The sequence below is a fragment of the Amycolatopsis sp. NPDC005961 genome (assembly GCF_040629235.1).
Classification (GTDB): Bacteria; Actinomycetota; Actinomycetes; order Mycobacteriales; family Pseudonocardiaceae; genus Amycolatopsis; species Amycolatopsis camponoti.
On record NZ_JBEXVF010000042.1, the window covers coordinates 51,422 to 71,980 of the forward strand.

Annotated in this window: 22 protein-coding genes; 11 read left to right on the forward strand and 11 right to left on the reverse strand. The window is 70.8% G+C overall.

Annotation, left to right across the window (positions count from 1 at the left end):
* Nucleotides 1-32: 32 nt before the first annotated feature.
* Complete coding sequence (locus ABZ342_RS31075; protein WP_360480398.1) at nucleotides 33-1,310, forward strand: cytochrome P450; 1,278 nt, start codon at nucleotides 33-35, stop codon at nucleotides 1,308-1,310.
* A 4-nt stretch (nucleotides 1,311-1,314) separates the two neighbouring features.
* Here the strand turns inward: ABZ342_RS31075 and ABZ342_RS31080 are convergent, their stop codons facing one another.
* The 3 genes from ABZ342_RS31080 to ABZ342_RS31090 all read right to left on the reverse strand — a co-directional run bounded on the left by ABZ342_RS31080 (nucleotide 1,315) and on the right by ABZ342_RS31090 (nucleotide 3,785).
* Complete coding sequence (locus ABZ342_RS31080; protein WP_360480401.1) at nucleotides 1,315-2,271, reverse strand: DUF1152 domain-containing protein; 957 nt, start codon at nucleotides 2,269-2,271, stop codon at nucleotides 1,315-1,317.
* Between the two features lie 277 nt (nucleotides 2,272-2,548).
* Nucleotides 2,549-3,175: an alpha-ketoglutarate-dependent dioxygenase AlkB gene (locus ABZ342_RS31085; protein ID WP_360480403.1), complete on the reverse strand. Its 627-nt coding sequence runs from the start codon at nucleotides 3,173-3,175 to the stop codon at nucleotides 2,549-2,551.
* A gap of 34 nt (nucleotides 3,176-3,209) precedes the next feature.
* Entirely contained in the window at nucleotides 3,210-3,785 is a 576-nt protein-coding gene (locus ABZ342_RS31090) for a dihydrofolate reductase family protein (protein WP_360480405.1), read from the reverse strand.
* Nucleotides 3,786-4,027: 242 nt separating this feature from the next.
* Here ABZ342_RS31090 and ABZ342_RS31095 point away from each other — a divergent pair, with 242 nt between their 5' ends.
* Nucleotides 4,028-4,606: a hypothetical protein gene (locus ABZ342_RS31095; RefSeq protein ID WP_360480488.1), complete on the forward strand. Its 579-nt coding sequence runs from the start codon at nucleotides 4,028-4,030 to the stop codon at nucleotides 4,604-4,606.
* A 43-nt stretch (nucleotides 4,607-4,649) separates the two neighbouring features.
* On the opposite strand, the gene ABZ342_RS31100 is transcribed toward ABZ342_RS31095, so the two are convergent.
* The 5 genes from ABZ342_RS31100 to ABZ342_RS31120 all read right to left on the reverse strand — a co-directional run bounded on the left by ABZ342_RS31100 (nucleotide 4,650) and on the right by ABZ342_RS31120 (nucleotide 9,084).
* Nucleotides 4,650-4,862, reverse strand: coding sequence for a hypothetical protein (locus ABZ342_RS31100; protein WP_360480408.1), 213 nt, complete (start codon nucleotides 4,860-4,862; stop codon nucleotides 4,650-4,652).
* Nucleotides 4,863-5,035: 173 nt separating this feature from the next.
* The gene (locus ABZ342_RS31105; protein ID WP_360480411.1) at nucleotides 5,036-5,695 is read right to left on the reverse strand and encodes a GntR family transcriptional regulator; all 660 of its coding nucleotides are present in this window, start codon (nucleotides 5,693-5,695) and stop codon (nucleotides 5,036-5,038) included.
* 48 nt (nucleotides 5,696-5,743) lie between these two features.
* The gene (locus tag ABZ342_RS31110) at nucleotides 5,744-6,694 is read right to left on the reverse strand and encodes an ornithine cyclodeaminase family protein (RefSeq protein ID WP_360480414.1); all 951 of its coding nucleotides are present in this window, start codon (nucleotides 6,692-6,694) and stop codon (nucleotides 5,744-5,746) included.
* A 27-nt stretch (nucleotides 6,695-6,721) separates the two neighbouring features.
* Nucleotides 6,722-7,630 (reverse strand): ABC transporter substrate-binding protein, encoded by a 909-nt coding sequence (locus ABZ342_RS31115; RefSeq protein WP_360480417.1) that lies wholly within the window; start codon nucleotides 7,628-7,630, stop codon nucleotides 6,722-6,724.
* Entirely contained in the window at nucleotides 7,630-9,084 is a 1,455-nt protein-coding gene (locus ABZ342_RS31120) for an MFS transporter (protein ID WP_360480420.1), read from the reverse strand. Before ABZ342_RS31120 ends, ABZ342_RS31115 begins: the two co-directional genes overlap by 1 nt.
* 284 nt (nucleotides 9,085-9,368) lie before the next feature.
* Between ABZ342_RS31120 and ABZ342_RS31125 the strand changes: the two genes are divergently transcribed.
* The 7 genes from ABZ342_RS31125 (at nucleotide 9,369) to ABZ342_RS31155 (ending at nucleotide 16,719) form a co-directional block, all read left to right on the forward strand.
* Nucleotides 9,369-10,283 (forward strand): ABC transporter substrate-binding protein, encoded by a 915-nt coding sequence (locus ABZ342_RS31125; protein WP_360480423.1) that lies wholly within the window; start codon nucleotides 9,369-9,371, stop codon nucleotides 10,281-10,283.
* Nucleotides 10,284-10,383: 100 nt separating this feature from the next.
* A complete protein-coding gene (locus tag ABZ342_RS31130; RefSeq protein WP_360480426.1) occupies nucleotides 10,384-11,289 on the forward strand; it encodes an AraC family transcriptional regulator in 906 nt (301 codons plus the stop codon).
* Between the two features lie 113 nt (nucleotides 11,290-11,402).
* A complete protein-coding gene (locus ABZ342_RS31135) occupies nucleotides 11,403-11,942 on the forward strand; it encodes a 2Fe-2S iron-sulfur cluster-binding protein (RefSeq protein WP_360480429.1) in 540 nt (179 codons plus the stop codon).
* A complete protein-coding gene (locus tag ABZ342_RS31140) occupies nucleotides 11,939-12,934 on the forward strand; it encodes a xanthine dehydrogenase family protein subunit M (RefSeq protein ID WP_360480432.1) in 996 nt (331 codons plus the stop codon). The genes ABZ342_RS31135 and ABZ342_RS31140 overlap by 4 nt, the downstream gene beginning before the upstream one ends.
* Nucleotides 12,931-15,039 carry a xanthine dehydrogenase family protein molybdopterin-binding subunit gene (locus ABZ342_RS31145; protein WP_360480435.1) on the forward strand — a complete coding sequence of 703 codons (2,109 nt, stop codon included), beginning with the start codon at nucleotides 12,931-12,933 and terminating at the stop codon, nucleotides 15,037-15,039. Before ABZ342_RS31140 ends, ABZ342_RS31145 begins: the two co-directional genes overlap by 4 nt.
* A 250-nt stretch (nucleotides 15,040-15,289) precedes the next feature.
* On the forward strand, nucleotides 15,290-16,540 hold the full coding sequence (locus ABZ342_RS31150) for a sulfite oxidase (RefSeq protein ID WP_360480438.1): 1,251 nt from the start codon (nucleotides 15,290-15,292) through the stop codon (nucleotides 16,538-16,540).
* Nucleotides 16,540-16,719, forward strand: a complete 180-nt coding sequence (locus ABZ342_RS31155; protein ID WP_360480441.1) for a hypothetical protein — start codon at nucleotides 16,540-16,542, stop codon at nucleotides 16,717-16,719. The genes ABZ342_RS31150 and ABZ342_RS31155 overlap by 1 nt, the downstream gene beginning before the upstream one ends.
* A 161-nt stretch (nucleotides 16,720-16,880) precedes the next feature.
* Here the strand turns inward: ABZ342_RS31155 and ABZ342_RS31160 are convergent, their stop codons facing one another.
* On the reverse strand, nucleotides 16,881-17,510 hold the full coding sequence (locus ABZ342_RS31160; RefSeq protein ID WP_360480444.1) for a TetR/AcrR family transcriptional regulator: 630 nt from the start codon (nucleotides 17,508-17,510) through the stop codon (nucleotides 16,881-16,883).
* A gap of 68 nt (nucleotides 17,511-17,578) precedes the next feature.
* On the opposite strand from ABZ342_RS31160, the gene ABZ342_RS31165 reads away from it, so the two are divergent.
* Entirely contained in the window at nucleotides 17,579-17,965 is a 387-nt protein-coding gene (locus ABZ342_RS31165) for a Dabb family protein (protein ID WP_155543388.1), read from the forward strand.
* 165 nt (nucleotides 17,966-18,130) lie between these two features.
* The gene (locus ABZ342_RS31170) at nucleotides 18,131-18,943 is read left to right on the forward strand and encodes a hypothetical protein (protein ID WP_360480451.1); all 813 of its coding nucleotides are present in this window, start codon (nucleotides 18,131-18,133) and stop codon (nucleotides 18,941-18,943) included.
* A gap of 55 nt (nucleotides 18,944-18,998) precedes the next feature.
* Here the strand turns inward: ABZ342_RS31170 and ABZ342_RS31175 are convergent, their stop codons facing one another.
* Nucleotides 18,999-20,168, reverse strand: coding sequence for a S8 family peptidase (locus ABZ342_RS31175; protein WP_360480454.1), 1,170 nt, complete (start codon nucleotides 20,166-20,168; stop codon nucleotides 18,999-19,001).
* Between the two features lie 124 nt (nucleotides 20,169-20,292).
* The gene (locus ABZ342_RS31180; protein WP_360480457.1) at nucleotides 20,293-20,478 is read right to left on the reverse strand and encodes a hypothetical protein; all 186 of its coding nucleotides are present in this window, start codon (nucleotides 20,476-20,478) and stop codon (nucleotides 20,293-20,295) included.
* Nucleotides 20,479-20,559: the final 81 nt, after the last annotated feature.

Sequence of the window (20,559 nt, forward strand, 5' to 3'; positions counted from 1 at the left end):
CCCGATCGGGCTAGTGCGGTAGTGTCGGCTCCATGGGGAGTCTCCGCTCACGGGTCCTGGGCTGGGTCGGGCGACGGTATCTCGCGCGTCAGTCGAAAAAGGGCTTCGACCTCGAGAAGATGTCGTCCTTCCTGCCCGACGCGGCGCTGCTGCCGCTCCGGCGCGACGGCCTCGACCCGGTCGCCGAGATCGGCGCCATCCGGGCCGAGGCGCCGATCAGCAAGCTCGACCTGCCGTTCGGGATGAACGCCTGGCTGGTCACGGGTTACGACGAAGCGAAGGCCGTGCTCGGCAAGGTGACGGAGTTCTCGACCGACTTCACCAACCTGGTGGGCAACGCCGGGGTCACCGAGGACCAGAATCCGGGCGGGCTCGGCTTCGCGGACCCGCCGGTGCACACCCGGCTGCGCAAGCTGCTCACGCCGGAGTTCACGATGCGCCGGCTCAACCGGCTGACCCCGCGGATCGACGAGATCGTCACCGAGCAGCTCGACGCGATGGCCAAGACCGAGGGCCCGGTCGACCTGTGGCGGGCGTTCGCGCTGCCGATCCCGTCGCTGACCATCTGCGAGCTGCTCGGCGTGTCCTACGAGGACCGCGAGGACTTCCAGCGGCTGGGCACCGCGCGGTTCGACCTGTTCGGCGGGGCGAGCGCGTCGCTCGGTGCGATGTCGGAGTCGCTGGCCTACCTGCTCGACATCGTCAAGAAGCAGCGCGAAGAGCCCGGCGACGGCCTGCTCGGCATGCTGATCAAGGAGCACGGCGACGAGATTTCCGACCGCGAGCTGGCCGGCCTCGCCGACGGCGTGCTGACCGGCGGCCTGGAGACGACGGCCAGCATGCTCGCGCTCGGGGCGCTGGTGCTGCTGCGCGACGAGAAGGCGTTCGAAGCGGTCCGCGGAGACGACGAGTCCGTGCACCGGTTCGTCGAGGAGCTGCTGCGCTACCTGACGGTGGTGCAGATGGCGTTCCCGCGGTTCGCCAAGGAGGACATGGAGATCGGTGGCGAGCGGATCGCCGAGGGCGACATCGTGCTGGTGTCCCTGTCGGCCGCGGACCGCGACGCGAAGCTGGGCGCGGACATGGAGAAGTTCGACGCCACCCGCGAGCCGACGTCGCACCTGGCGTTCAGCTACGGGATCCACCGCTGCATCGGCGCGGAGCTGGCCCGGATGGAGCTGCGCACGGCGTACCCGGCGCTGGTCCGCCGGTTCCCGAACCTGCGGCTCGCGGTGCCGGCGGAGGAGCTTTCGTTCCGCAAGGTGTCCATTGTGTACGGTCTGGACGAGCTGCCGGTCCTGGTGGACTGAGGTTTCAGTGCGGGATGACCCGCCGCGGCCGTCGTTCGACGCGGTCGCGGTGGGCTTCGATGGCGAGGGCGACGTCGACGGCGGTGTCCGTATCGGCCAGTTCGGCGAGGTAGCCGACGTTCGCGGCCAGGATGGCCAAGTCGGCGCTGAAGTAGACACCCATCAGCGGGTTCACGAACAGTTCGCTGCCGGCGGTGCGCGCGGTGAACTGGGCGTTCCCGAACTCGCCCCGCAGCGCGGCGGCGATCTGGCCCTGCACGATGCTCGGCCGATCCGGAGTGGCGAGCTGCGCGTGGGCGACGGCGTCCAGGTAGGCCCGTGCTTCGGCGGAGGCCGACGGGATCGACAGCGCACCGAGGTAACCGCCTTCCCGTTCGAGGGCGGCGAGGTTCTCGAGGACGTGCGCGTGGCAGACGCCGTGGAAGGCATCGATGCCGAAGCCGAGACTGACGACAAGCCGGTCGACGTCGGGGAGTGCGGCGACGGCGGCGAGACTGGCCATGTCTTCTTCGGGCGTACCGAGCCCGGCTTCATCGCCGCGCAGGAGGATGTCGGTGCCACCATCGACGAGCACGACGGCGTCGACGGCCAGGTGCGCCACGAGGAATTCGTAGGCGGCGCGCAGCGGCCGGGCCCCGGTGCGGGGGAAGGCATGGACCACGGGCGGCCAGCCTTGGGTTTCGAGCCACCGAGCGAGAGTCCGTTCGGGGAAGTAGGCATCATCGCCGGCGCTGCCGGGGCGCACGGTGGCGACGTCGGGGGAGAGCCAGTCGTCGAGGTCGAGCCGGTTCAGGTCACTGAAGGCGAGGTTGGCCAGGTGGACTTCTTTGCCCTGAGCTTTGAGCGCCACGGCGAGAGGGAGTCCGGCGTAGACATCGAAGCCGCCGCCCGCACCGGCGACGAGGACCCGGCGGGCGGACTGAAGCCGGGTGAAGAGCGGCGGTTCGGCGAGAGTGTGCACCCGGCCATGGTACGGGGGTTCGGAAAGTCCTTTATGGACCGATCGCGCCGTTCGGTTTCGCGAGGCCGAACCGGAATCGGGACTGGCGTGACCGCCGGAACTGGCGTGACCAGGCCTGGAACTCGCGTGACTGGGGCCGGAACTCACCAACCCGGTGAGTTCCGCCTCTGATCACGCGAGTTCCGCGCCCCATCACGCCACATCCGGAGTTAACCTCCCCCGGCCCCCGGCCCCCGGCCCCCGGCCCCCGGCCCCCGGCCCCCGGCCCCCGGCCGGCTCAGTTCACCCCGCGCGGCCGGAACTGCACGCTGATCCGCGGCCCGACCGGCTTGGCCGTCTTCGGAACCGAATGCTCCCAAGTCCGCTGGCAACTCCCACCCATCACGAGCAGGTCACCGTGCCCCAGCGGCCGAGCCAGCGTCTTGCCGCCGCCTCCGCGCGGACGCAACGCCAGGGTGCGCGCCGCGCCGACCGACAGGATCGCGATCATCGTGTCCTCGCGGGCTCCGCGGCCGATCCGGTCGCCGTGCCAGGCCACGCTGTCGCGTCCGTCGCGGTAGTAGCACAACCCCGCCGTGCGGAACGGCTCGCGCAGCTCCCGCAGGTAGTGCTTGCTCAGCGCGTCCCGCGCCGCGACCAGCGCGGGGTGGGGGAGCGGCACGTTCTCGCGGTAGTAGCTCAGCAGCCGCGGCACGGCGACGACGCGGTCGTACATCTTCCGCTTCTCCGCCTGCCACGGCACACCCTCGACCAACGCCGCGAACAGCTCGTCGGCACCCTCGAGCCAGCCCGGCTGGATGTCGACCCACGCACCCGAGCCGAGATCGGTCCGCTCGGGCGCGAGCGGGCGCAGCGAAATCGAGCCCTGGGTGGCGAACAGTGATGACTGGAGACCCGGGTTCATGGTCCGCAGTCTACACCAAGGTCGAACACCTGTTCTAGTGAACGACGTCGTAGACGAGCTTCTGGATCCCGTTGCCGTAGGACTCGCTCTCGACGAGCTTCAGGGCCTGCTTGTCCTTGTCGGTCTCGCCGAACAGCCGCTTGCCCGCGCCGAGCAGGACCGGGAAGACCAGCAGGTGGTAGCGGTCGACCAGGCCGGCGTCGGCGAGCGCGCGGTTCAGCGCGGCACTGCCGTGGACGATGATCGGCCCGCCCTCGGTCTCCTTCAGCGCGGCGACGTCGTCCAGCGAGCGGAGGATGGTCGTCTCGCCCCAGTTCGTGACCAGGTCGGACTCCTGCAACGTGGTCGACACGACGTACTTCGGCATCGCGTTGTAGCCCGGGAACTCGGCCGTCATGCCCGGCCACACCGGCGAGAACACCTCGTAGCTGACCCGGCCCATGAGCATGGCCGTCGCCTCTTCCTGCTCGCTGCCCTTGATGGCGTAGGCGGCGGGGTCGAACTCGATGTCCTTGAACGTCCAGCCGGAGTTGCGGTAGCCCGGCTCTCCGCCGGGCGCTTCGACGACGCCGTCGAGCGAGACGAACGAGGTGGAGATCAGGGTGCGCATGAGGTGCTCCTAGGTCGATCTTGCGTGCTTTCACCAGTGTGTCGAACGGCGGAACCCGGATTCGACAGCGCCGCGCGGAAAACTTCTGACGCACCGCCCGGCATCGAGGTGGGTCTTGTCCGTGGCCGTCCGGACTCGTACAGTCACTCCCACGCCGGACAAGAGGTCTGAACCTGTGTCCGGCTACCGCCGCCTCGAGTGATACAGGAGGTTGGACGGTGCACAGACTTCGCGGAGCGGGCGTGCTCGCGGCGGTCGTGACGGGACTCGCGGTGTTCTCCCCGGTCGCCGACGCCCAGGTCGGGACCGGCCCGTGGATCTCGGACTCGCCGGGCTACTCGGAGCAGGAGCGGGGGTGCGGCGACATCTCCGGGCTCACCTTCAAGCTGACCTGCTCCACCGGCAGCGGTGACCAGCGCGCGGAACGCCGCTACACCACCTACACCGGGGGTACCCACCAGTTCGAGGGTTCCTTCAAGATCACCAGCATGAGCGGCTCCCGGATCAGCCTGAAGCAGACGTTCCGGGACGGTTCCAGCGCCGGCCCGTTCTTCCTGCTGGCGGTGGAGAAAGGCGGCCGCCTCTACGCCGTCCACGGCGGGGAGACGATCGCCACCGGGGCGACGGTGGGCACGAGCGTCCGGGTGAACACGATCAACCAGGTCGGCAGCACGCACAAGGTGTACATCAACGGCTCGCAGAAGGACTCGGTCTCGAGTCCCAGCGGTAGTTACTACGACAAGTTCGGCAGCTACCGCACGGCGAGCGGCAAGGGACCGATCACGGTGGAGTGGAGCGGGATCAAGTTCTGGCACAAGTAGGGTAGATAGGGCCTGAACTGCGGTTTTGTAGTTTTTGAGGTCGTCAGGCCGTCTCGGGATCTTCAAGCCGTGCCGCCCCGATGTGGCGCGGCTTGAAGATCCCGTCGGCTGCCTTTCGCGCCCGGCGCTGACTCGACGAGACCAGGTGGGTACAGATCTGGAGTGTGTAGCCCGGGTCGTGGTGACCGAGGTATTCGGCCAGCTCCTTGACCGACACTCCGGATGCCAGGGCGATCGAGGCGTAGAAGTGGCGCATGCCATGCATCCCGTCTCGTCGCGGTGACGACGTCGGCCGCCGGAGCGGCGGCGCGGGCTGCCGCGTCGATCACCGCGGTGATCGATTCGCTGACGTTGCAGTTGACGACGAGCAGCCTGGTCACGATTTCTCCTCCGCCGGGTTTCGCTTCGCTGAGCCCGGCGCGGCCGGGACTATTCGCCGGGATGATCGAGCTGCGACCGGTAGATCTGCTCGTCCTTGGCGATGTGTTCGTCCATGAGGTAGCCGGCCTGGATCGGCGAGCCGTTGAGGATCGCGGCGGCGATGGCCGCGTGGTCGGTCCAGGCCGAGTCGATCCGCTCCTCCAGATCGAGCTCGAAACCCCACGAAACCCGCTGCAGGACGCGATCGATCGCCAGCTGCAGCTGCTGGTTCCCCGACGCCCGGGCGACCAGCTCGTGGAACTCCATGATCAGCGGCGGCAGCGCCGTGACCTGGTGGGACCGCGCGGCCTCCCGGCCGCGGGCGACCACCGTCGCCAGCTCGTCGGCCGCGTCGCCGCCGCGCTGCTGGGCGGCCAGCCGCGCCGCCATCGTCTCGAGGGCCCGGCGCACCTGCATGAGTTCGAAGCTGTCGCGGAACGACCCGGCGGACACGGTCGCGCCGCGGTACGGGGTGAGCGTGACGAAGCCTTCGGTCTCCAGCCGTCGCAGCGCTTCCCGGACCGGGACCCGTGACACACCGTGTTCCTCGGCCAGGGCTTCTTCGAGCAGCCGCTCGCCCGACTTGTAGCGGCCGGCGATGATCGCCTGCCGCAGCTCGTTGGCGATCACGTCCCGGTGTGGATCGCGGACCTTCCTGCTCCCGGCCATGCGCCGAGCCTACCGTCGCCGCGCGGCCGGGCCCCGGTTCCGGGCCGGTCACCGCGCGGGGTGTTCGGTCGAGGCCAGCAGTGCCGTCACCGCGGCCAGGTCCTGGATCGGGAGGCCGACCGAGGTGAACACCGTGATCTGCCCGGGCATCCGCTCGAAAGGGCGATCGAGCAGGACGTGCCCCAGCTCGAGCCGCAGGTCGCCGGCGGAGATCGCGCCGTCGGCGATGGCCTGGACGACGGCGCCGGATTCGGCGAGGGCGACGTCGAGCGCGTCGACGACGACCGTGGACCGCCGCAGGACCTCCGAGTCGATCTCGCGGTGGTCGGGCCTGGGTGGCGACCCGACCACGTTGAGGTGCTGGCCGGGCCGCAGCCAGTCGCCGCGCACGATCGGCTCCCGGCTGGGTGTCAGGGTGCACACGATGTCGCTCGCCTCGACGACGGCGCGGACCTCGGGGACGATCGTGCAGGGCAGGCCGAGCGACGCGGCTTCGTCGACGAGCCATTCGGCGTTCTCCGGCGTCCGGTTCCACACGACCACCTCACCCAGATCGCGCACCGCCGCGATGGCCCGCAGGTGGCTGCGGGCCTGCGCGCCCGCGCCGACCAGGCCGAGCACCCGCGCGTCGGGCCGGGCCAGCGCGCGGGTGGCCACGGCGGAGGCCGCCGCCGTGCGCAGCTGGGTCACGACCGCGCCCTGCAGGGTCGCGACGCACTCGCCGGTGTCGATCTTCATCGCGACGATGGTCGAGCGCTGGCGGCCCCGGTCGTTGTCCGGGTTGTCGATCAGCAGCTTGAAGCACACGATGTCGCTGACCGTCGACGCGGCGAGCATCGGGATGATCACCGCCCGGCTGTCGGGGACGGCCAGCGGCAGGCGGGGCGGCTGGACGGCGCGGCCCGCGGCGAGCTCGATGTGCAGCTGCTCGACGACTTCGATGAGCTTGCCGAGATCGAGCGACTCCCGGACCGTCGCCGCGTCGAATGTGAACGTCACGCACGTCTCCTTTGACGAAGTGGGTGCTCAGACCGGCTCTTCCGCGGCGTCCAGCGCGCGGGTGTCGACAATGGACTCGAACCGGACGTGTGTCGTGGTCAGCCCGGCGGTGTACAGGATCGAGGTCCACCGTTCGACGGGCTCGGGGTCGAGCCGCACCCCGGCCCAGGTGCCGTTCCCGGCGATCTGCCCGGCCACGTCGGCCAGCACCGCCGGGTCGGCCTCGGGCCATTCCTTTTCGAACAGCGGGGTGAGGTCGCCCGCGGCGCCGGACCGCAGCAGGCGCATCGCCTCGCCGATCGAGCGCACGAACGGCACCAGCCGGGGCAGCAGCTCGTCGATCCGCTCCCGCAGGACGTAGTAGACGCTGTTGGGCATCCGCCCGCCGGACTCCGCGTGGCGGAACACGATGTGGCCGGTGCCGGCCCGGGCCAGCTCAGCCGCGGTGCCGAGGTCGGTGACGAAGGCGTCGCCGAGACCGGCGACGAACAGCTCGCGGAACATCTGCATCGACAGGTCGTGGACGAATCGGGCGTCGTAGGGCTGCAGACCGGCTTCGCGCATCAGCCCGCGGGTGAACTCGCCGGGGGCGCCGCCGCCCTGGCCCGGGGCGAGAACAGTCTTGCCCGGCAACCAGTCCAGCGTGAAGTCCGGGACCGGCTCGCGGGTCACCACGGCCATCGGGAACCGGTCGTTCAGCTGGGCGACCGCGACGAAGTCGCGTCCGTTCCCGGCGTACATCGCCGGGACCCACAGCCCGCCCAGCGCGATGTCGGCTGACCCGTCGGCGAGGTCGTGCATGACGCCGTCCCACGGGTTGCGCGGCCGGTAGGGCACGTTCAGGCCGTTGCGGGAGAAGATGCCGTGTTCGCGGGCGACGTACTCCGGCAGGTAGTTCACGCCGTGCGCGGTCGCGCCGACCGCCAGGGTTTCCATCAGGGGCGCCTTTCCTTGGTGAGGGGAGCGGTTTCCGTGCTCTCGTTGATGTCCTCCAACGACCGGCCGAGCGTCTCGGGCGCGAAGCGGGCGGAGACGGCCAGGATCGTGTACATGGCGGCGATCATCAGGAACACGCCCGCCACCCCGGCGCGGTCGAAGGCGAACACGGCCGCGAACGGCATGAGCGCGCCGGCGACGTTGCCGACCCCGTTCACGGTCGAGCAGCCGAGCGCGCGGACCCGCGTCGGATACAGCTCGGGTGACCAGAGGGCGAGCGTGGAATTGAGGAACAGCGAGAAGAACTGGAAGATCGAGCCGAAGATCAGGATGCCGGCGGCGCCGTTCGCCAGTTCCGCGAAGGCGATGGCGGACAGGCAGCCGAGGACACCCGCGATGACGACCGTGGTGCGCCGGGGCAGTTTCGCCGCGACGAGCGCGGCGGCCAGCGCGCCGAACATGCTGCCCGCGTACATGATCAGGGTGAAGATCAGGCTGCTGGACACCGAATAGCCTTTGGACACCAGCAGGGTGGGCAGCAGGACCAGGAGCGTGACCTGCGCGCCGAACGCCATCCACGACGCGACCCCGATCGCGACGGTCCGCTTGAGCAGCGGGCGCTTGAAGATCTCGACCGGCGACACGCGCGGCTGGACCTCCACCGCGGAGCTCGTGTCGAGGAACGGGATGACCTCCGCGTCGGTGGGCCGTTTGCGGATGGTGTCCGACGCGAGGATCGTCAGCGCCCGGTTCGCCTCGTGGATGCGCCCGGAGTCGACCAGGAAACGCGGCGACTCGGGCAGGTACCGGCGGTAGACCACGACGAGCACGGCCGGGATCGCGAGGAAGCCGAGCAGCCACCGCCAGGAGAGCAGGTTGCCGCCGAGGACGTCGTTGAGCGGCCCGAGGACGACCACGAACAGCCCGTACGCCGCGAAGTTGCCGATTCCGCCGGAGGCGAAGCCCATCGCGCCGACGGCGGTGCCCCGGCGTCGGGTCGCGACGATCTCGGAGACGAGCGTGAGGCCGATGGTGAACTCGCCGCCGAGGCCGATGCCGACGATGAACCGGCTGATCAGCAGGACTTCGTAGTTCGGCGCGAAGGCGCTGAGCAGGCCGCCGATGGTGTAGATCAGCAGGTTGAAGCTGAGGGAGAAGCGCCGGCCTTTCCGGTCGGCGAGGTAGCCGCCGACCAGGCGGCCGACGATGCCACCGACCACGGTGAGCGTGTTGATCGTGACGAGCTCGTCGTTTCCGATGCCCAGGGTTTCCTTGAGCATGGGGCCGATGGCCCCGGGGGCGTCCTGCTGCAGGGTGTCGAAGAACATGCCGGCCATCACCAGGCCCATGACCCACAGCTGGGCGCGGGTCAGCGGGATGGCGTCGAGAGCATCGGCGACGGAGCGGTACCGGGCGCGTTGCGCAACCGGCTGGCGGGGATCTGGATCTGACACGACCGTCCTCCTCGGATGGGCTGCGGCTCGCGCAGCGGAGAGGTGTGTGACGCACCTCATCCCCCCGCAGTGTTTGTATACGACCTGCGGGCGGCGGGTCAAGAGGTGCAGGCGTAGCGTAGCTCGCGTTGATGGCGGAAAAGCCCCAGATCAGAGCTGTTACATCGTCTTAACGAAGGGTGGTCCCAGAGGCGTAGAGGGCGCTAATCTCGACGTTGTGCGTATACAATGTGAGCGACGTGCGGGCGGTGACCGGGCTGCCCGAAGCTGGTCGAGGAGGACCGATGGATCGCATGCACGTGTCGGCGACGTCCCACTGGCCCAACTACCTGCCCGAGTACATCGCCCACGAGCACGGCTACTTCGCCGACGAGGGCCTGGACTTCGGACGCAGCGCGCCACCGGACTGGACGAAAGTGCTCTCCGACCTCCACGACGGCACCTGCGCGGTGGCGCTCGGCGGGATCTGGGTGCCGGCCATGTACTACGGCCGCGGGCAGCACTACGTACCCTTCGCGGCGCTCAATTCGCGCAACCCGAAGGTTCTCGTGATGCGGGAGCCTGTCGAGGACTTCACGTGGTCACTGCTGGAGAACAAGATCGTGCTGGCGCCGGGTGCGGGCGGGACCGCACCGTACGTCCACACGGCCGGTCTCATGCGCAGGTCCGGAGTGGACATGGCGACGGTGCGCTGGGTCCGCGACCTGAGCGGGCCGATGATGCTCGACCTCTTCCTGGGCGGCCACGGCGACGCGCTGGTGACCGACGCGATCAACGGCGCGCTGCTGGAGCGCGCCGGCACCGCGGCGATCGTCGCCCGGCACGACGTCGACGGCGGCCCGATGCCGAACAGCGTCTACTACACGCTGCCGGAAACGCTCGAGAACAGCGACGTGATCCGGCGTTTTTGCGTTGCGCTGCAACGGGCATACGACTGGCTCCGCGGAAACTCGGCGGCGGGCGTCGCCGGCCTGCTCGCCCGCGAGTGGCCGGACCTCGACACCGGCCACCTGATCGAGATCGTCGACGACCTTCGCGCACGGGGCATCTGGGAGGACATCCGCATCGATCGCGGCGGCTACGAGGAATGGCGGCGGATCATGGTCGAGGACGGACTCGTCAGCGCCGACGTGCCTTACGAGAAGCTGATCGACCCGCGCCCCGCTGACGCGGCGGTCGAGCAGGTCGCCGCCCGGTGAAAACCGATCGGATTCAAGACCGCGGTCCGTCTCCGCTGAACCGCCTCTGCTGCTCCCCGGGTTCGGGGGCTCCGGGTTGTGCAGTGCTTCAATGATGGCCATGTCGCTCGACGAGCTGCGCGCCTTGCTGGCCCGGCATGCCCGGCCCGATCTGAGCACGGACATCGATGCCGTGCGCATCTTCCGCGCCGACCGACCCAGCCCGCCGACGCCGACCACCTACGGCCAGGTGCTGGCACTCGTCGCCCAAGGCACCAAACGGTTCGCGCTGGGCGACCGCCTGTACGAATACCGCGCCGGCCAGTACGTCGTCGCCTCGGTTGATCTGCCGGTGACCGCGCAGTTCGTCCGAGCCGACCCGCGGGAACCCGCGCTCGGCTTCGGCCTGGACCTGCCGCCGGCCGCCGTTGCCGAAGTGCTGCTGGCCGCGAATGCCGGGGACCTGCCGGACCTCGCCCCCGGCGCGCCGGCCGGTCTGGCCGTCAGCACCGCCTCCGCCGAACTGCTCGATGCCGTTGTCCGCCTCCTGCGGCTGCTCGACTCGCCCCGCGACATCCCGATGCTCGCGCCCCTGATCAAGCGGGAGATCATCTGGCGGCTGCTCACCGGTGAGCAGAGCGGCATCCTGCGCCAGTTCGGCCTGCCCGACAGCAGCCTCAGCCACATCGCCAGGGCCGTCCAGTGGATCCGCGACCACTACGCGCTGCCCTTTCGCGTCGAGGAGGTGGCGCAGCGGGTGGGCATGAGCGTCTCCGCGTTCCACCGCAATTTCCAGGCCGTCACCTCGATGAGCCCCATCCAGTACCAGAAGCAGATCCGCCTGCAGCAAGCCAGGCTGCTGCTCGCCGCCGATCCCGGCGACATCGCCGGGATCAGCCGTCAGGTCGGCTACGAAAGCCCCGCCCAGTTCAGCCGCGAGTACCGCAGGCAGTTCGGTGACCCGCCGCGCCGGGACGCGGTCCGCCTGGGCGCGAACGTCCGAACCGGTGCCTCTCGCGACGGTTGACCAGAACTCGCGACCTCTTGCTCGTTCCTGCCCGCTTGCCCTGCTGACGGGCTCTGCCGCTGGGGACTCGCTATAGCCTGCCCGGACAGAGGCACCCCGGAACGAGGACGCTGATGACCGAGCACACCCGCAGCGAGATATCGCTGCGAGTCAACGAAAAAACCCACCGGCTCTCCGTGGACAACCGCAGGACGCTGCTCGACGCGCTGCGGGAGGACCTCGGCCTCACCGGCCCCAAGAAGGGGTGCGACCAGGGGCAGTGCGGCGCCTGCACGGTGCTCTGCGACGGCCGCCGGGTCGTCTCCTGTCTCACCCTCGCGGTCGCCGCCGACGCCACCTCGGTCACGACCGTCGAAGGACTGGCCACCGAGGGCGAGCTGCGGCCGATCCAAGAGGCGTTCGTGCGCTTGGACGGTTTCCAGTGCGGCTTCTGCACGCCCGGGCAGCTCTGCTCGGCGGTCGGGATGCTCGCCGAACACGCCGAAGGCCGGCCGAGCGCCGTCACCGCCGGCGACGCACCGGACCGCGCGCCGGAACTGGACGAGGCCGAGGTGCGCGAGCGGATGAGCGGGAACCTGTGCCGCTGCGGGGCATACCCGTCGATCGTGCGCGCGGTGCTCGAGACCGCGGCACGCGAGGGAAGTGCGCTGTGAGGGAGTTCGCCTATCAGCGTGCGGCACAGGTCCGCGACGCGCTCACCGCCGTCGCCGGCGATGCCGGCGCCCGGTACCTGGGTGGGGGCACGAACCTCGTCGACCTGATGAAGTGCGGAGTCGAGGAGCCGACCCGACTGGTGGACGTACGACGGCTGCCGCTCGACGGTGTCAGCGAAACACCGGACGGCGGGCTGGTCATCGGCGCGACCACGACCAACAGCGACATGGCCGCGCATCCGGAGGTGCGCCGCCGGTTCCCGGCGTTGACCCAGGCCGTCCTCGCGGGTGCGTCCGGTCAGCTGCGGAACATGGCCACGGTGGGTGGCAACCTCCTGCAGCGAACCCGTTGCGGTTACTTCGCCGATCTCTCCGAGCCGTGCAACAAGCGGGCGCCCGGCAGTGGCTGTGCCGCGCTCGGGGGCGTGCACCACAACCACGCGGTACTGGGCCACTCCGAGCAGTGCGTGGCGACCCATCCCTCGGACATGGCGGTGGCGCTCGCCGCGTTGGACGCGGTCGTGAGCTACGAGACACTCGACGGCCCCGGTGAAGTCCCGTTGTCCCGGTTCTACCTGCCGGTCGGTGACCGGCCGGACCGCGAAACCGCGTTGCCGTCCGGCGCGCTGATCACGGCGGTCGTCCTGCCGGGGTCCGCGGTGGGATTGCGGTCGCGTTACCGCAAGGTCCGTGAGCGCGCGTCGTACGCCTTCGCCACCGTTTCCGTCGCCGCCGCGCTGGACATCCGCGACGGCGTGGTGCACGACGTGCGCATCGCGCTGGGTGGCGTGGCGTCGCGTCCCTGGCGGGCCGGTTCCGCCGAGGCCCTGCTCCGCGGCGCCCGGCCCACCGCCGACCGGCTCCGGACCTGCGCCGAGGAGGCGCTGAGCGAAGCGAATCCCTTGCCCGACAACAGGTACAAGGTGACTTTGGCGCGGAACCTGATCGAGGCCGTGCTCGGTGAGCTCACGGGAACGGAGATGGATCGATGAACGCGGATGCCGTCGGCACCCCACGCCCCCGGATCGAGGGCCGGCTCAAGGTCACCGGCGCCGCCCACTACGCCGCGGACATCCCGATGCCGGACCTGGCCCACGGCTGGCTGGTGACCGGCACCCTCTCCCGAGGCCGGATCCGCGACATCGACACGTCAGCCGCGCTCGGTATGCCGGGTGTGCTCGGAGTACTCGACCACCGCGATGCGCCCAGGCTCAACCCCCAGGCCGGCAACTACTTCGGCCCCGACGGCAGCCTGCAGCTACTACAGGACGACGTGATCCCGTACGCGGGCTGGCCGCTCGCGCTGGTGGTGGCGGAAACGCCCGAGCAGGCCAGAGCGGCCGCGGCGGCCGTGCGGGTGACCTGTGACAGCGAGCCGCACGACCTCGATTTCAGCCTGGAGCACCCGGCCGCGCGGCCGGCGTCGACCGCCTTCGGCCCGGAGGCGGACATCGGCGACCTGAAGGCGGAACTGGCGGCGTCCGCGGTCGTGCTCGAGGAGCGCTATCGCACTCCGGAGGAGAGCCACTGCGCTATGGAGCCGCACGCCGCGACCGTGTGGTGGGACTCCGACCACGTGTATGCCGTGGACTCCAACCAAGGAGCGTTCAGCGTCTCCGAGGTCCTCGCCGCGTTGTGGTCCATCGACCGGGAGCGGGTGCACGTTCGTTCCGAGCACGTGGGCGGGGGTTTCGGTGGCAAGGGCGCCTGCGGCCCGCAGGTGGTGCTCGCCTCGATGGCCGGCCGGCGGTTCGGACGCCCGGTGCGGATCGCCATGACCCGGGCGCAGGTTTTCGAGACGACCTCGTCGCGGCCTCGAACGGACCAGGTGATGACCGTCGGCGCGGACGCCGACGGCCGCCTGCGGGCCATCCACCACCGGGCGGCCTACGCCCTCTCGCCGCTTTCGGAATACATCGAGGCGTGCACCGAGCAGGCCAAGATCCTGTACTCGGCGCCGGCGATCCGCACCCAGCTCACCGCCGTGCCGCTGGACATCCTGCCGCCCGCCTCGATGCGCGGGCCCGGCGCGACACCCGGCTCGTTCGCCCTGGAGTCGGCGATCGACGAGGTCGCTGAGCGGCTGGACATGGACCCCCTGGAACTGCGCCTGCGCAACCAACCCACGGTCACGCCCGCCTCGGGAAAGCCCTTCAGCACGCGCCGCCTGGTCTCCTGCATGCGGGAGGGCGCGCGCCGGTTCGGTTGGGCGGCGCGCGACCGGCGACCCCGCTCCCGGCGCGAGGGCCCGCTGCTGATCGGCAGCGGCATGGCCACTACGTCGTTCAGCGCCGGGGTGTTCCCGTCGCAGGCCTCGATCACCGCGGAGACCGACGGGACGTTCACGGTGTCGATCGGGGCGAGCGACATCGGCACGGGCGCCCGGACCGCGCTGACCGCGGTCGCCGCCGACGCGCTCGGAGCCGGCACCGAGCGGATCCGCCTCCGGATCGGGGACAGCGATCTCGGCATGGCGTGGGGCGCGGGCGGTTCCCGCGGCACGACGTCCTGGTCCTTCGCCATCACCGAGGCCGCCAAGAAACTGCGGGAGAGCCTGGCCGATCCCGTCCGGCCGGTGACCGCGACGGTCGACACCACCACGATGATCGATTTCCAGCCGGCCCGGGAACGCCAGACCTACAGCGCCGTCTTCGCGGAGGTGACCGTCGACCCGGCCACCGGCGAGGTCCGGGTTCGCCGGCTGCTCGGCATGTTCGCCGTGGGCCGGGTGATCAACCCGCTGCTGGCCCGCAGTCAGGTGGTCGGCGGGATGATCATGGGGCTGTCCATGGCCCTGCACGAAGAGAATGTGCGAGATCCCCGCACCGGCCGGCTGGCGAACGGCGACTGGGCGGGCTACCACATCGCCGCGCACGCCGACGTGCCCGACATCGAGGCCGATTTCGTGCCGGACTACGAGCCCCAGGACCCGTCGGGGTTCAACGGCCTCGGCGAGATCGGCACAGCAGGCACCGCGGCGGCGATCGCCAACGCCGTGTGGCACGCCACCGGCACCCGACAGCGGATCCTCCCGATCCGCCTCGACCGCGTGCTGGAGGAGACCACCGCCGTCGCAGGCGAACTTCGCGCGGTGTGAGACCTGGCGGCCGTCGGCACCCCGACCCGCCTTTGTCGAGGATCGAGCGGCAATGCACTTCCGCGAGCACCCTCCGGCTGGCTTCTCACCTGAGCTGAGTTCTGCCGCGCAGCCGACACGCGCAGCTTGTTGGAGATGCGCTCGTTGCTGTGCGCTCCGAGTGGAGGAGAAGCAGGCCGTCCGTTGCAGGCTTTTGTTCCGCTGTGTGGACGTGCTGGCCGTCCGGGGACGGGATCCTGAGAATGCCTGCATGACGGGGTTGACCGAAGAGACCGCCTACGACCGGGTGCGCCTCGCGCAGTGGCGGGCGGGGGAGGCACGCCTGCCGGGGCTGAGCCGGCGGGGCCTGCTGCGGCTGACGGCGGCCGGCGGGCTCGCGCTGATCGCAGCCGGAGCGGCGACCGGCACGGCGTCGGCGGCGGGGCCGATCGTGAAGCCGTTGCCGCCGGAATGGTTCGACGTCTACGGCAGCAACGCCGAGACGCGCTGGGAAGCCATGAACGGGCAGGGCTACCTGACGCCGGTCGACCGGTTCTTCGTCCGCGACCACACCTCGACCCCGGTGCTCGACGCCGCCACCTGGCGGCTGCAGCTGTTCGGTTCGGGGCTGCGCGGCGGGCCGGTCGAATTCACCTACCAGGATCTGCGCGCCCTGCCGTCGGAGACGATCACCGCGTTCATCGAGTGCGCCGGCAACGGGCGGAGCTTCTTCACCAGCCAGCAGGGCCAGACCGTCAGTGGAACCGCCTGGAAGCTCGGCGCGGTCGGCGTGGCGCGCTGGCGCGGCGTGCGGCTCGCGACGGTGCTCGCCCGGGCCGGGCTGTCCCGCCATGCCGTGGACGTGCTCCCCGAAGGACTCGACCCGGACTACGTGACGGGCGGGGTGAACCTGGGCAAGGTGCGGCGGCCGCTGCCGGTGGGCAAGGCACTGCAGGACGTCCTGCTGGCGTACGAGATGAACGGGCAGCCGCTGCCGCCCGACCACGGTTTCCCGGTGCGGCTCGTGGTGCCGTCGTGGGCCGGGATCTCGTCGATCAAGTGGCTGGGCCGGATCGAAGTGTCGGCGACGCCGCTGGTGTCACCGTGGAGCACGCAGTTCTACCGGTTGCTGGGGCCGGACTACCCGGCCGAAGGCACGCTGGTCACCGAGCAGGTGGTGAAGAGCGCGTTCGAGCTCCCGTGGGGCGCGACGCTGGCGGCCGGGCAGTGGCACGTACTGCGCGGCCGCTCCTGGTCGGGCCACGGCCGGATCCGGCGGGTCGAGGTGAGCACGGACGGCGTGAGCTGGAAGCCCGCGAAGCCGATCAGCCCGGCACCCGACCGCGGCTGGCTGCAGTGGGAGATCCCGTGGCGGCCCCGGGCGGCGGGGGCGTACACGCTGCGGGCGCGCGCCACGGACGTCACCGGGGTGCGGCAGCCGGACGTCGCGCCGTACAACACGCAGGGCTACCTGTTCGGCGCGGTCGTCCGGCACCCGGTCACGGTCGGCAGCGCGCCGTGATGCGGATGATTCGCGCGCTCGCCCGGGCGTTGACGGGCTTCGGCCGGGTGCTGGTACTGCCGGCCCCACCGTTCGAACCCGGGCTGGCGGTGCCGGTGCCACGGCCGGTGGCCGACGTCCCGCGGGTGCCGCTGTCGCGCCGGGAACGGGAAACCTTCCGGCGGATCGTCTCGGGCTGAACGGTTACCTGGGCGAAAGTGTGCGCCGAGTGGACCGTGCTGACCGGGGCGGGACACTCGATGGCGGCCTGAGTCGCCCCGGCTTCGATCTCCCGGACGATCTCGGCCGCTCCCGCGGAGTCCGTGCGGTAGTCGCCGATCACGGGGTGGCGCCGCGGAGATCACCGCTCGCCGGCTCCGGTGCCGAACGCCCCCACGATCGTCGCGGCCGCGCGGTCGGCGACGGCGTCGACTTCCGCGGCGGTCAGGTGCCGGGTGCCGAGGCGGGAGCGGGTTTCGAGCGGACCGGTCAGCAGGGCCAGGAACTGCTCGGCGATCAATGCGGGGTCGTCGTGGCGGAGCCGGCCGGCGACGATCAGCCGGGCCAGGCGGTCCGCGAGCGTCCCAGCCAACCGGCCCGCGGTGACGGCGTAGACCTCGGTCAGCAGTTCGGGGAACCGGCCCAGCTGGGCGTAGGTCAGCGCGCGCAACGCGCGGGACTCCTCGTCGCAGCAGCGGCGGGCCAGTGCCCGGGCCGCGCGGGTGAGCGTCCGGTGCGGGTCGCCGTCTGGGGTGATGCGCTCCACCGCGGCGAGGTTGGCTGCCGCGACCCGCTCGGCCGCGGCGGCGAGAGCGGCGCGGAAGAGGGTTTCCTTGTCCCGGAAGTGGTTGTACACCGTGGGTTTCGCGACGCCGGCTTCGGCCGCGATCTCCTGGACGCCCGCCGCGTCGTAGCCGGTCCGGGCGAAGACGGCGAAGGCGGCGGCGAGGATCGCCTCCCGTTTGTCGATCCGGCCGCGGGTGGTGGTCATGGACGGAGTTTACAACTGACTCAATGGTTCGCTAACTTGAACCCGCTAGTTCAATCTGGAGGGACCTCATGATCGTCAACCTGCTTCGCTTCCGTTTCCGCGACGACGTCACCGAAGCCGGCCGGGACGCCGTGCTCGCCGCCATGCGCCGGACGGCCGGGGTCGAGTCGGCCGCGTTCGGCACGGTCGGCCGGGACCTCGGCGACCCGGCCGAGGGGTACACGCACGCGTACTGCGTCGGCGTCGCGGACATCGCGGCTCTGGAGCGGTACCTCCACGATCCCGTGCACCTCGCCGGGGACGACGTCATCCTGCCGAGCCTGGCGCGGCTTTCGGCGGTGCGGTTCACCGACGACGCCGACCCGGAAACCGGCGCGAAGATGGGCGAGCTGGTCCGCGCGAAGCTCGAGAAGTACCCGGACTGGGAGCGGCAGCTGAAAGCCATCCCCGCCTGAAACCGGTTCATGATTCGGACATCGTTGACACTTCACGCACGCGTTCTTACTTTCGGTGCATGATAACCGGACGGGAAGTCACGCGACCGTGTCCGACGGTGCGGGTGAACGGGATCTGTTGTCGCTGAACGTATCCGAGCGACCGACCCCTCCCGAGGAGTGCCCATGCGCCGCACCGCCGACCGTTCGGCCGATCTCGAGCGACTGCTCTCGGACGGCCCGTTCCCGGCTGCGCTCCGCGCGGCCATCACCGAGAGCGGGCTGTCCCTGGACCGTGTCCGCCACCGCCTCGCGCGGCGCGGGCTGTCGGTCAGCGTGCCGACGCTGAGCCTGTGGCAGTCCGGGCGCCGCCGCCCGGAACGCGCGGAATCGCTGCGCGTCCTCGCCGGCTTGGAGCAACTGCTGGAGCTGCCCGCCGGCTCCTTCGGCGCGCTGCTGGGACCACCGAAACCGCGTGGCCGGACACAGCCGCCCGGGCACCTGGTCGCGGTGAGCCAGCACGACCGCGCGGACATCGACGACCACGGCCGGCTTTCCGCCGTCCACGCGCGGGTCGTGCTGCGCGCCGGCGGGGCGGGACTCGAGCGCTGGCCGGTGCGCTGGGACCTCGAACCGGGGGTGACCCCGAAGATCCTCGCCGACCGCAACTGCCGGGTCGCCGGCGTCGAGCACGATCTGGACCGCAGCCGGCTGACCGCCGACCTCGTGCTGGACGCCGCACCGGCACCGGGGGAGTCGGTCATCGTCGAGTACCGCGCGATGTTCCCGGCCCGCCCGGCGGCCCGGCGGTTCGTGCGCACCCTCGAGCGGCCGGTCCGCGACTACCTCCTCGAAGCCCGGTTCGCCGTGCTGCCGGCGCTGTGCGTGCGGATGCGCGACGCCGGGCCGGGGCGCGAGCTGAGCCCGGATTCCGGCGGGACCGTGCACGTCGCCGAGGCCGACGCGGTCGGGCGCATCGGAATCCGCTGGGAGTCGTGAAAACGAGCGGGGCCCCGGCACGCGCCGGGGCCCCGCTCTCCTTTCCGGCGCGGCGTCAGGGAGCGATGTAGAGCGTGCGGTTCGGGGTGCCGCTGCCCGGGTTCTTCACCAGGTTGGGCGTGGCCGCGGTCACCAGCGCCTGGCTCACCTGGGCCGCGGTGGCCGTGGTGTGGGTCGCGAGGTAGATCGCCGCCGCGCCGGCGACGTGCGGCGACGCGAACGACGTGCCGTTGCCCGTGTAGGTCGCCGTGTCGTTCGTGTTCCACGCCGAGGTGATGCCGACGCCGGGGGCGAACAGGTCGACGCCGGTGCCGTAGTTGGAGAACGACGCGCGGGTGTCGGTCTTGTCCGCGGCGGCGACCGTGATGGCCTCGGCGACCCGGGCGGGCGAGGACGTCGAGGCGTTGGCGTTGGAGTTGCCCGCCGCGACCGCCCAGGTGACCCCGGAGCTGATCGAGTTCCGGACCGCGGTGTCGAGCGCGGTCGAGACCCCGCCGCCGAGGCTGGCGTTGGCCACCGCTGGCTTCTTCGCGTTGGCGGTGATCCAGTTGACGCCGGCGATCACGCCCGAGGTCGTCCCGCTGCCGTCGGAACCGAGGACCCGCACGGGGTACAGCTGGGCGCCCTTCGCGACGCCGTACTGAGAGCCGGCGATCGTCGCGGCGACGTGCGTTCCGTGCCCGTAGCCGTCGTCGGCGTTCGTGTCGTTGTCGACGAAGTCGTAGCCCTGGTGCACGCGGCCGCCGAAGGTCTGGTGGGTCGCGCGGATGCCGGTGTCGAGCACGTAGACGTTCACGTTCGACGCCGTGGTGTTGTAGGCGTACTGGTTGTTCAGCGGCAGGTTCCGCTGGTCGACCCGGTCCAGGCCCCACGACGGCGGGTTCTGCTGGACGGCTTCGGCGCGCACGGTCTTGTCCTGCTCGACGAAGGCGACGGCGCTGTCCGCGGCGAGGCGCTTGGCGTGCTTTTCGTCCAGGCGCACGGAGAACCCGGCGAGGTTCCGCGTGTAGACCCGGCTCGCCGTGCCGTCGTAGCGGCGGGCCAGTGAGCCGCTGTCAGTGTTCTTCGCGCTGTCTTTCAAAACGACGATGTAGCTGTCCTTGACCGCTCCGGCGTCGGCGGCGCCGAGCACGACGCCTTCCGCGGCCTGGGCGGGGGTGACGCCGGTGAAGACGACAGCCGCCGCCACGACGACCGCGGCTCCGGTGAATCTCGCTGCGCGCATTTCCTGCTCCTCGGGGAAGGGGACTCTCCGAGGACGAAGTTAAGGCGGCGGCCGTTTTCTCGGCAGGCGCGGTTTTTTGCGGTTTTGCGCCGGTTTGCGTTGGCCCGCCGAGTGGTTGCCGCCCCTACGAAAGGATGTTCCCGCGAGGTGGACTCCCGACGACCGGCAGGACGAGGTCGCGGATGACGCTCTCGGCGTCCTCGGGCAGGACCGCCGCCCGGAGCCGGACGCCGCCGAGCCCGTGCTCGTCGCGCCACCCGGTGAAGATCCCCGTGTCGGCGTGGGCCGCCGCGGAGTCCGAAGTGGACACGATGGCGCGGGGCGCGGTCGTGCTTGACGTCGACCGGTCCGCCGCGACGGGACAGCGCCGGTTGCTGGACCTGGCCGCAGG

Excerpts from the sequence above, each read along its gene's own strand:
- ABZ342_RS31075 (WP_360480398.1), top strand. The coding sequence starts at position 33 with ATGGGGAGTCTCCGCTCACGGGTCCTGGGCTGGGTCGGGCGACGGTAT.
- ABZ342_RS31085 (WP_360480403.1), bottom strand. The coding sequence starts at position 3,175 with ATGAACCCGGGTCTCCAGTCATCACTGTTCGCCACCCAGGGCTCGATT.
- ABZ342_RS31090 (WP_360480405.1), bottom strand. The coding sequence starts at position 3,785 with ATGCGCACCCTGATCTCCACCTCGTTCGTCTCGCTCGACGGCGTCGTC.
- ABZ342_RS31100 (WP_360480408.1), bottom strand. The coding sequence starts at position 4,862 with ATGCGCCACTTCTACGCCTCGATCGCCCTGGCATCCGGAGTGTCGGTC.
- ABZ342_RS31105 (WP_360480411.1), bottom strand. The coding sequence starts at position 5,695 with ATGGCCGGGAGCAGGAAGGTCCGCGATCCACACCGGGACGTGATCGCC.
- ABZ342_RS31115 (WP_360480417.1), bottom strand. The coding sequence starts at position 7,630 with ATGGAAACCCTGGCGGTCGGCGCGACCGCGCACGGCGTGAACTACCTG.
- ABZ342_RS31125 (WP_360480423.1), top strand. The coding sequence starts at position 9,369 with ATGGATCGCATGCACGTGTCGGCGACGTCCCACTGGCCCAACTACCTG.
- ABZ342_RS31130 (WP_360480426.1), top strand. The coding sequence starts at position 10,384 with ATGTCGCTCGACGAGCTGCGCGCCTTGCTGGCCCGGCATGCCCGGCCC.
- ABZ342_RS31135 (WP_360480429.1), top strand. The coding sequence starts at position 11,403 with ATGACCGAGCACACCCGCAGCGAGATATCGCTGCGAGTCAACGAAAAA.
- ABZ342_RS31145 (WP_360480435.1), top strand. The coding sequence starts at position 12,931 with ATGAACGCGGATGCCGTCGGCACCCCACGCCCCCGGATCGAGGGCCGG.
- ABZ342_RS31150 (WP_360480438.1), top strand. The coding sequence starts at position 15,290 with ATGACGGGGTTGACCGAAGAGACCGCCTACGACCGGGTGCGCCTCGCG.
- ABZ342_RS31155 (WP_360480441.1), top strand. The coding sequence starts at position 16,540 with ATGCGGATGATTCGCGCGCTCGCCCGGGCGTTGACGGGCTTCGGCCGG.
- ABZ342_RS31160 (WP_360480444.1), bottom strand. The coding sequence starts at position 17,510 with ATGACCACCACCCGCGGCCGGATCGACAAACGGGAGGCGATCCTCGCC.
- ABZ342_RS31165 (WP_155543388.1), top strand. The coding sequence starts at position 17,579 with ATGATCGTCAACCTGCTTCGCTTCCGTTTCCGCGACGACGTCACCGAA.
- ABZ342_RS31170 (WP_360480451.1), top strand. The coding sequence starts at position 18,131 with ATGCGCCGCACCGCCGACCGTTCGGCCGATCTCGAGCGACTGCTCTCG.
- ABZ342_RS31175 (WP_360480454.1), bottom strand. The coding sequence starts at position 20,168 with ATGCGCGCAGCGAGATTCACCGGAGCCGCGGTCGTCGTGGCGGCGGCT.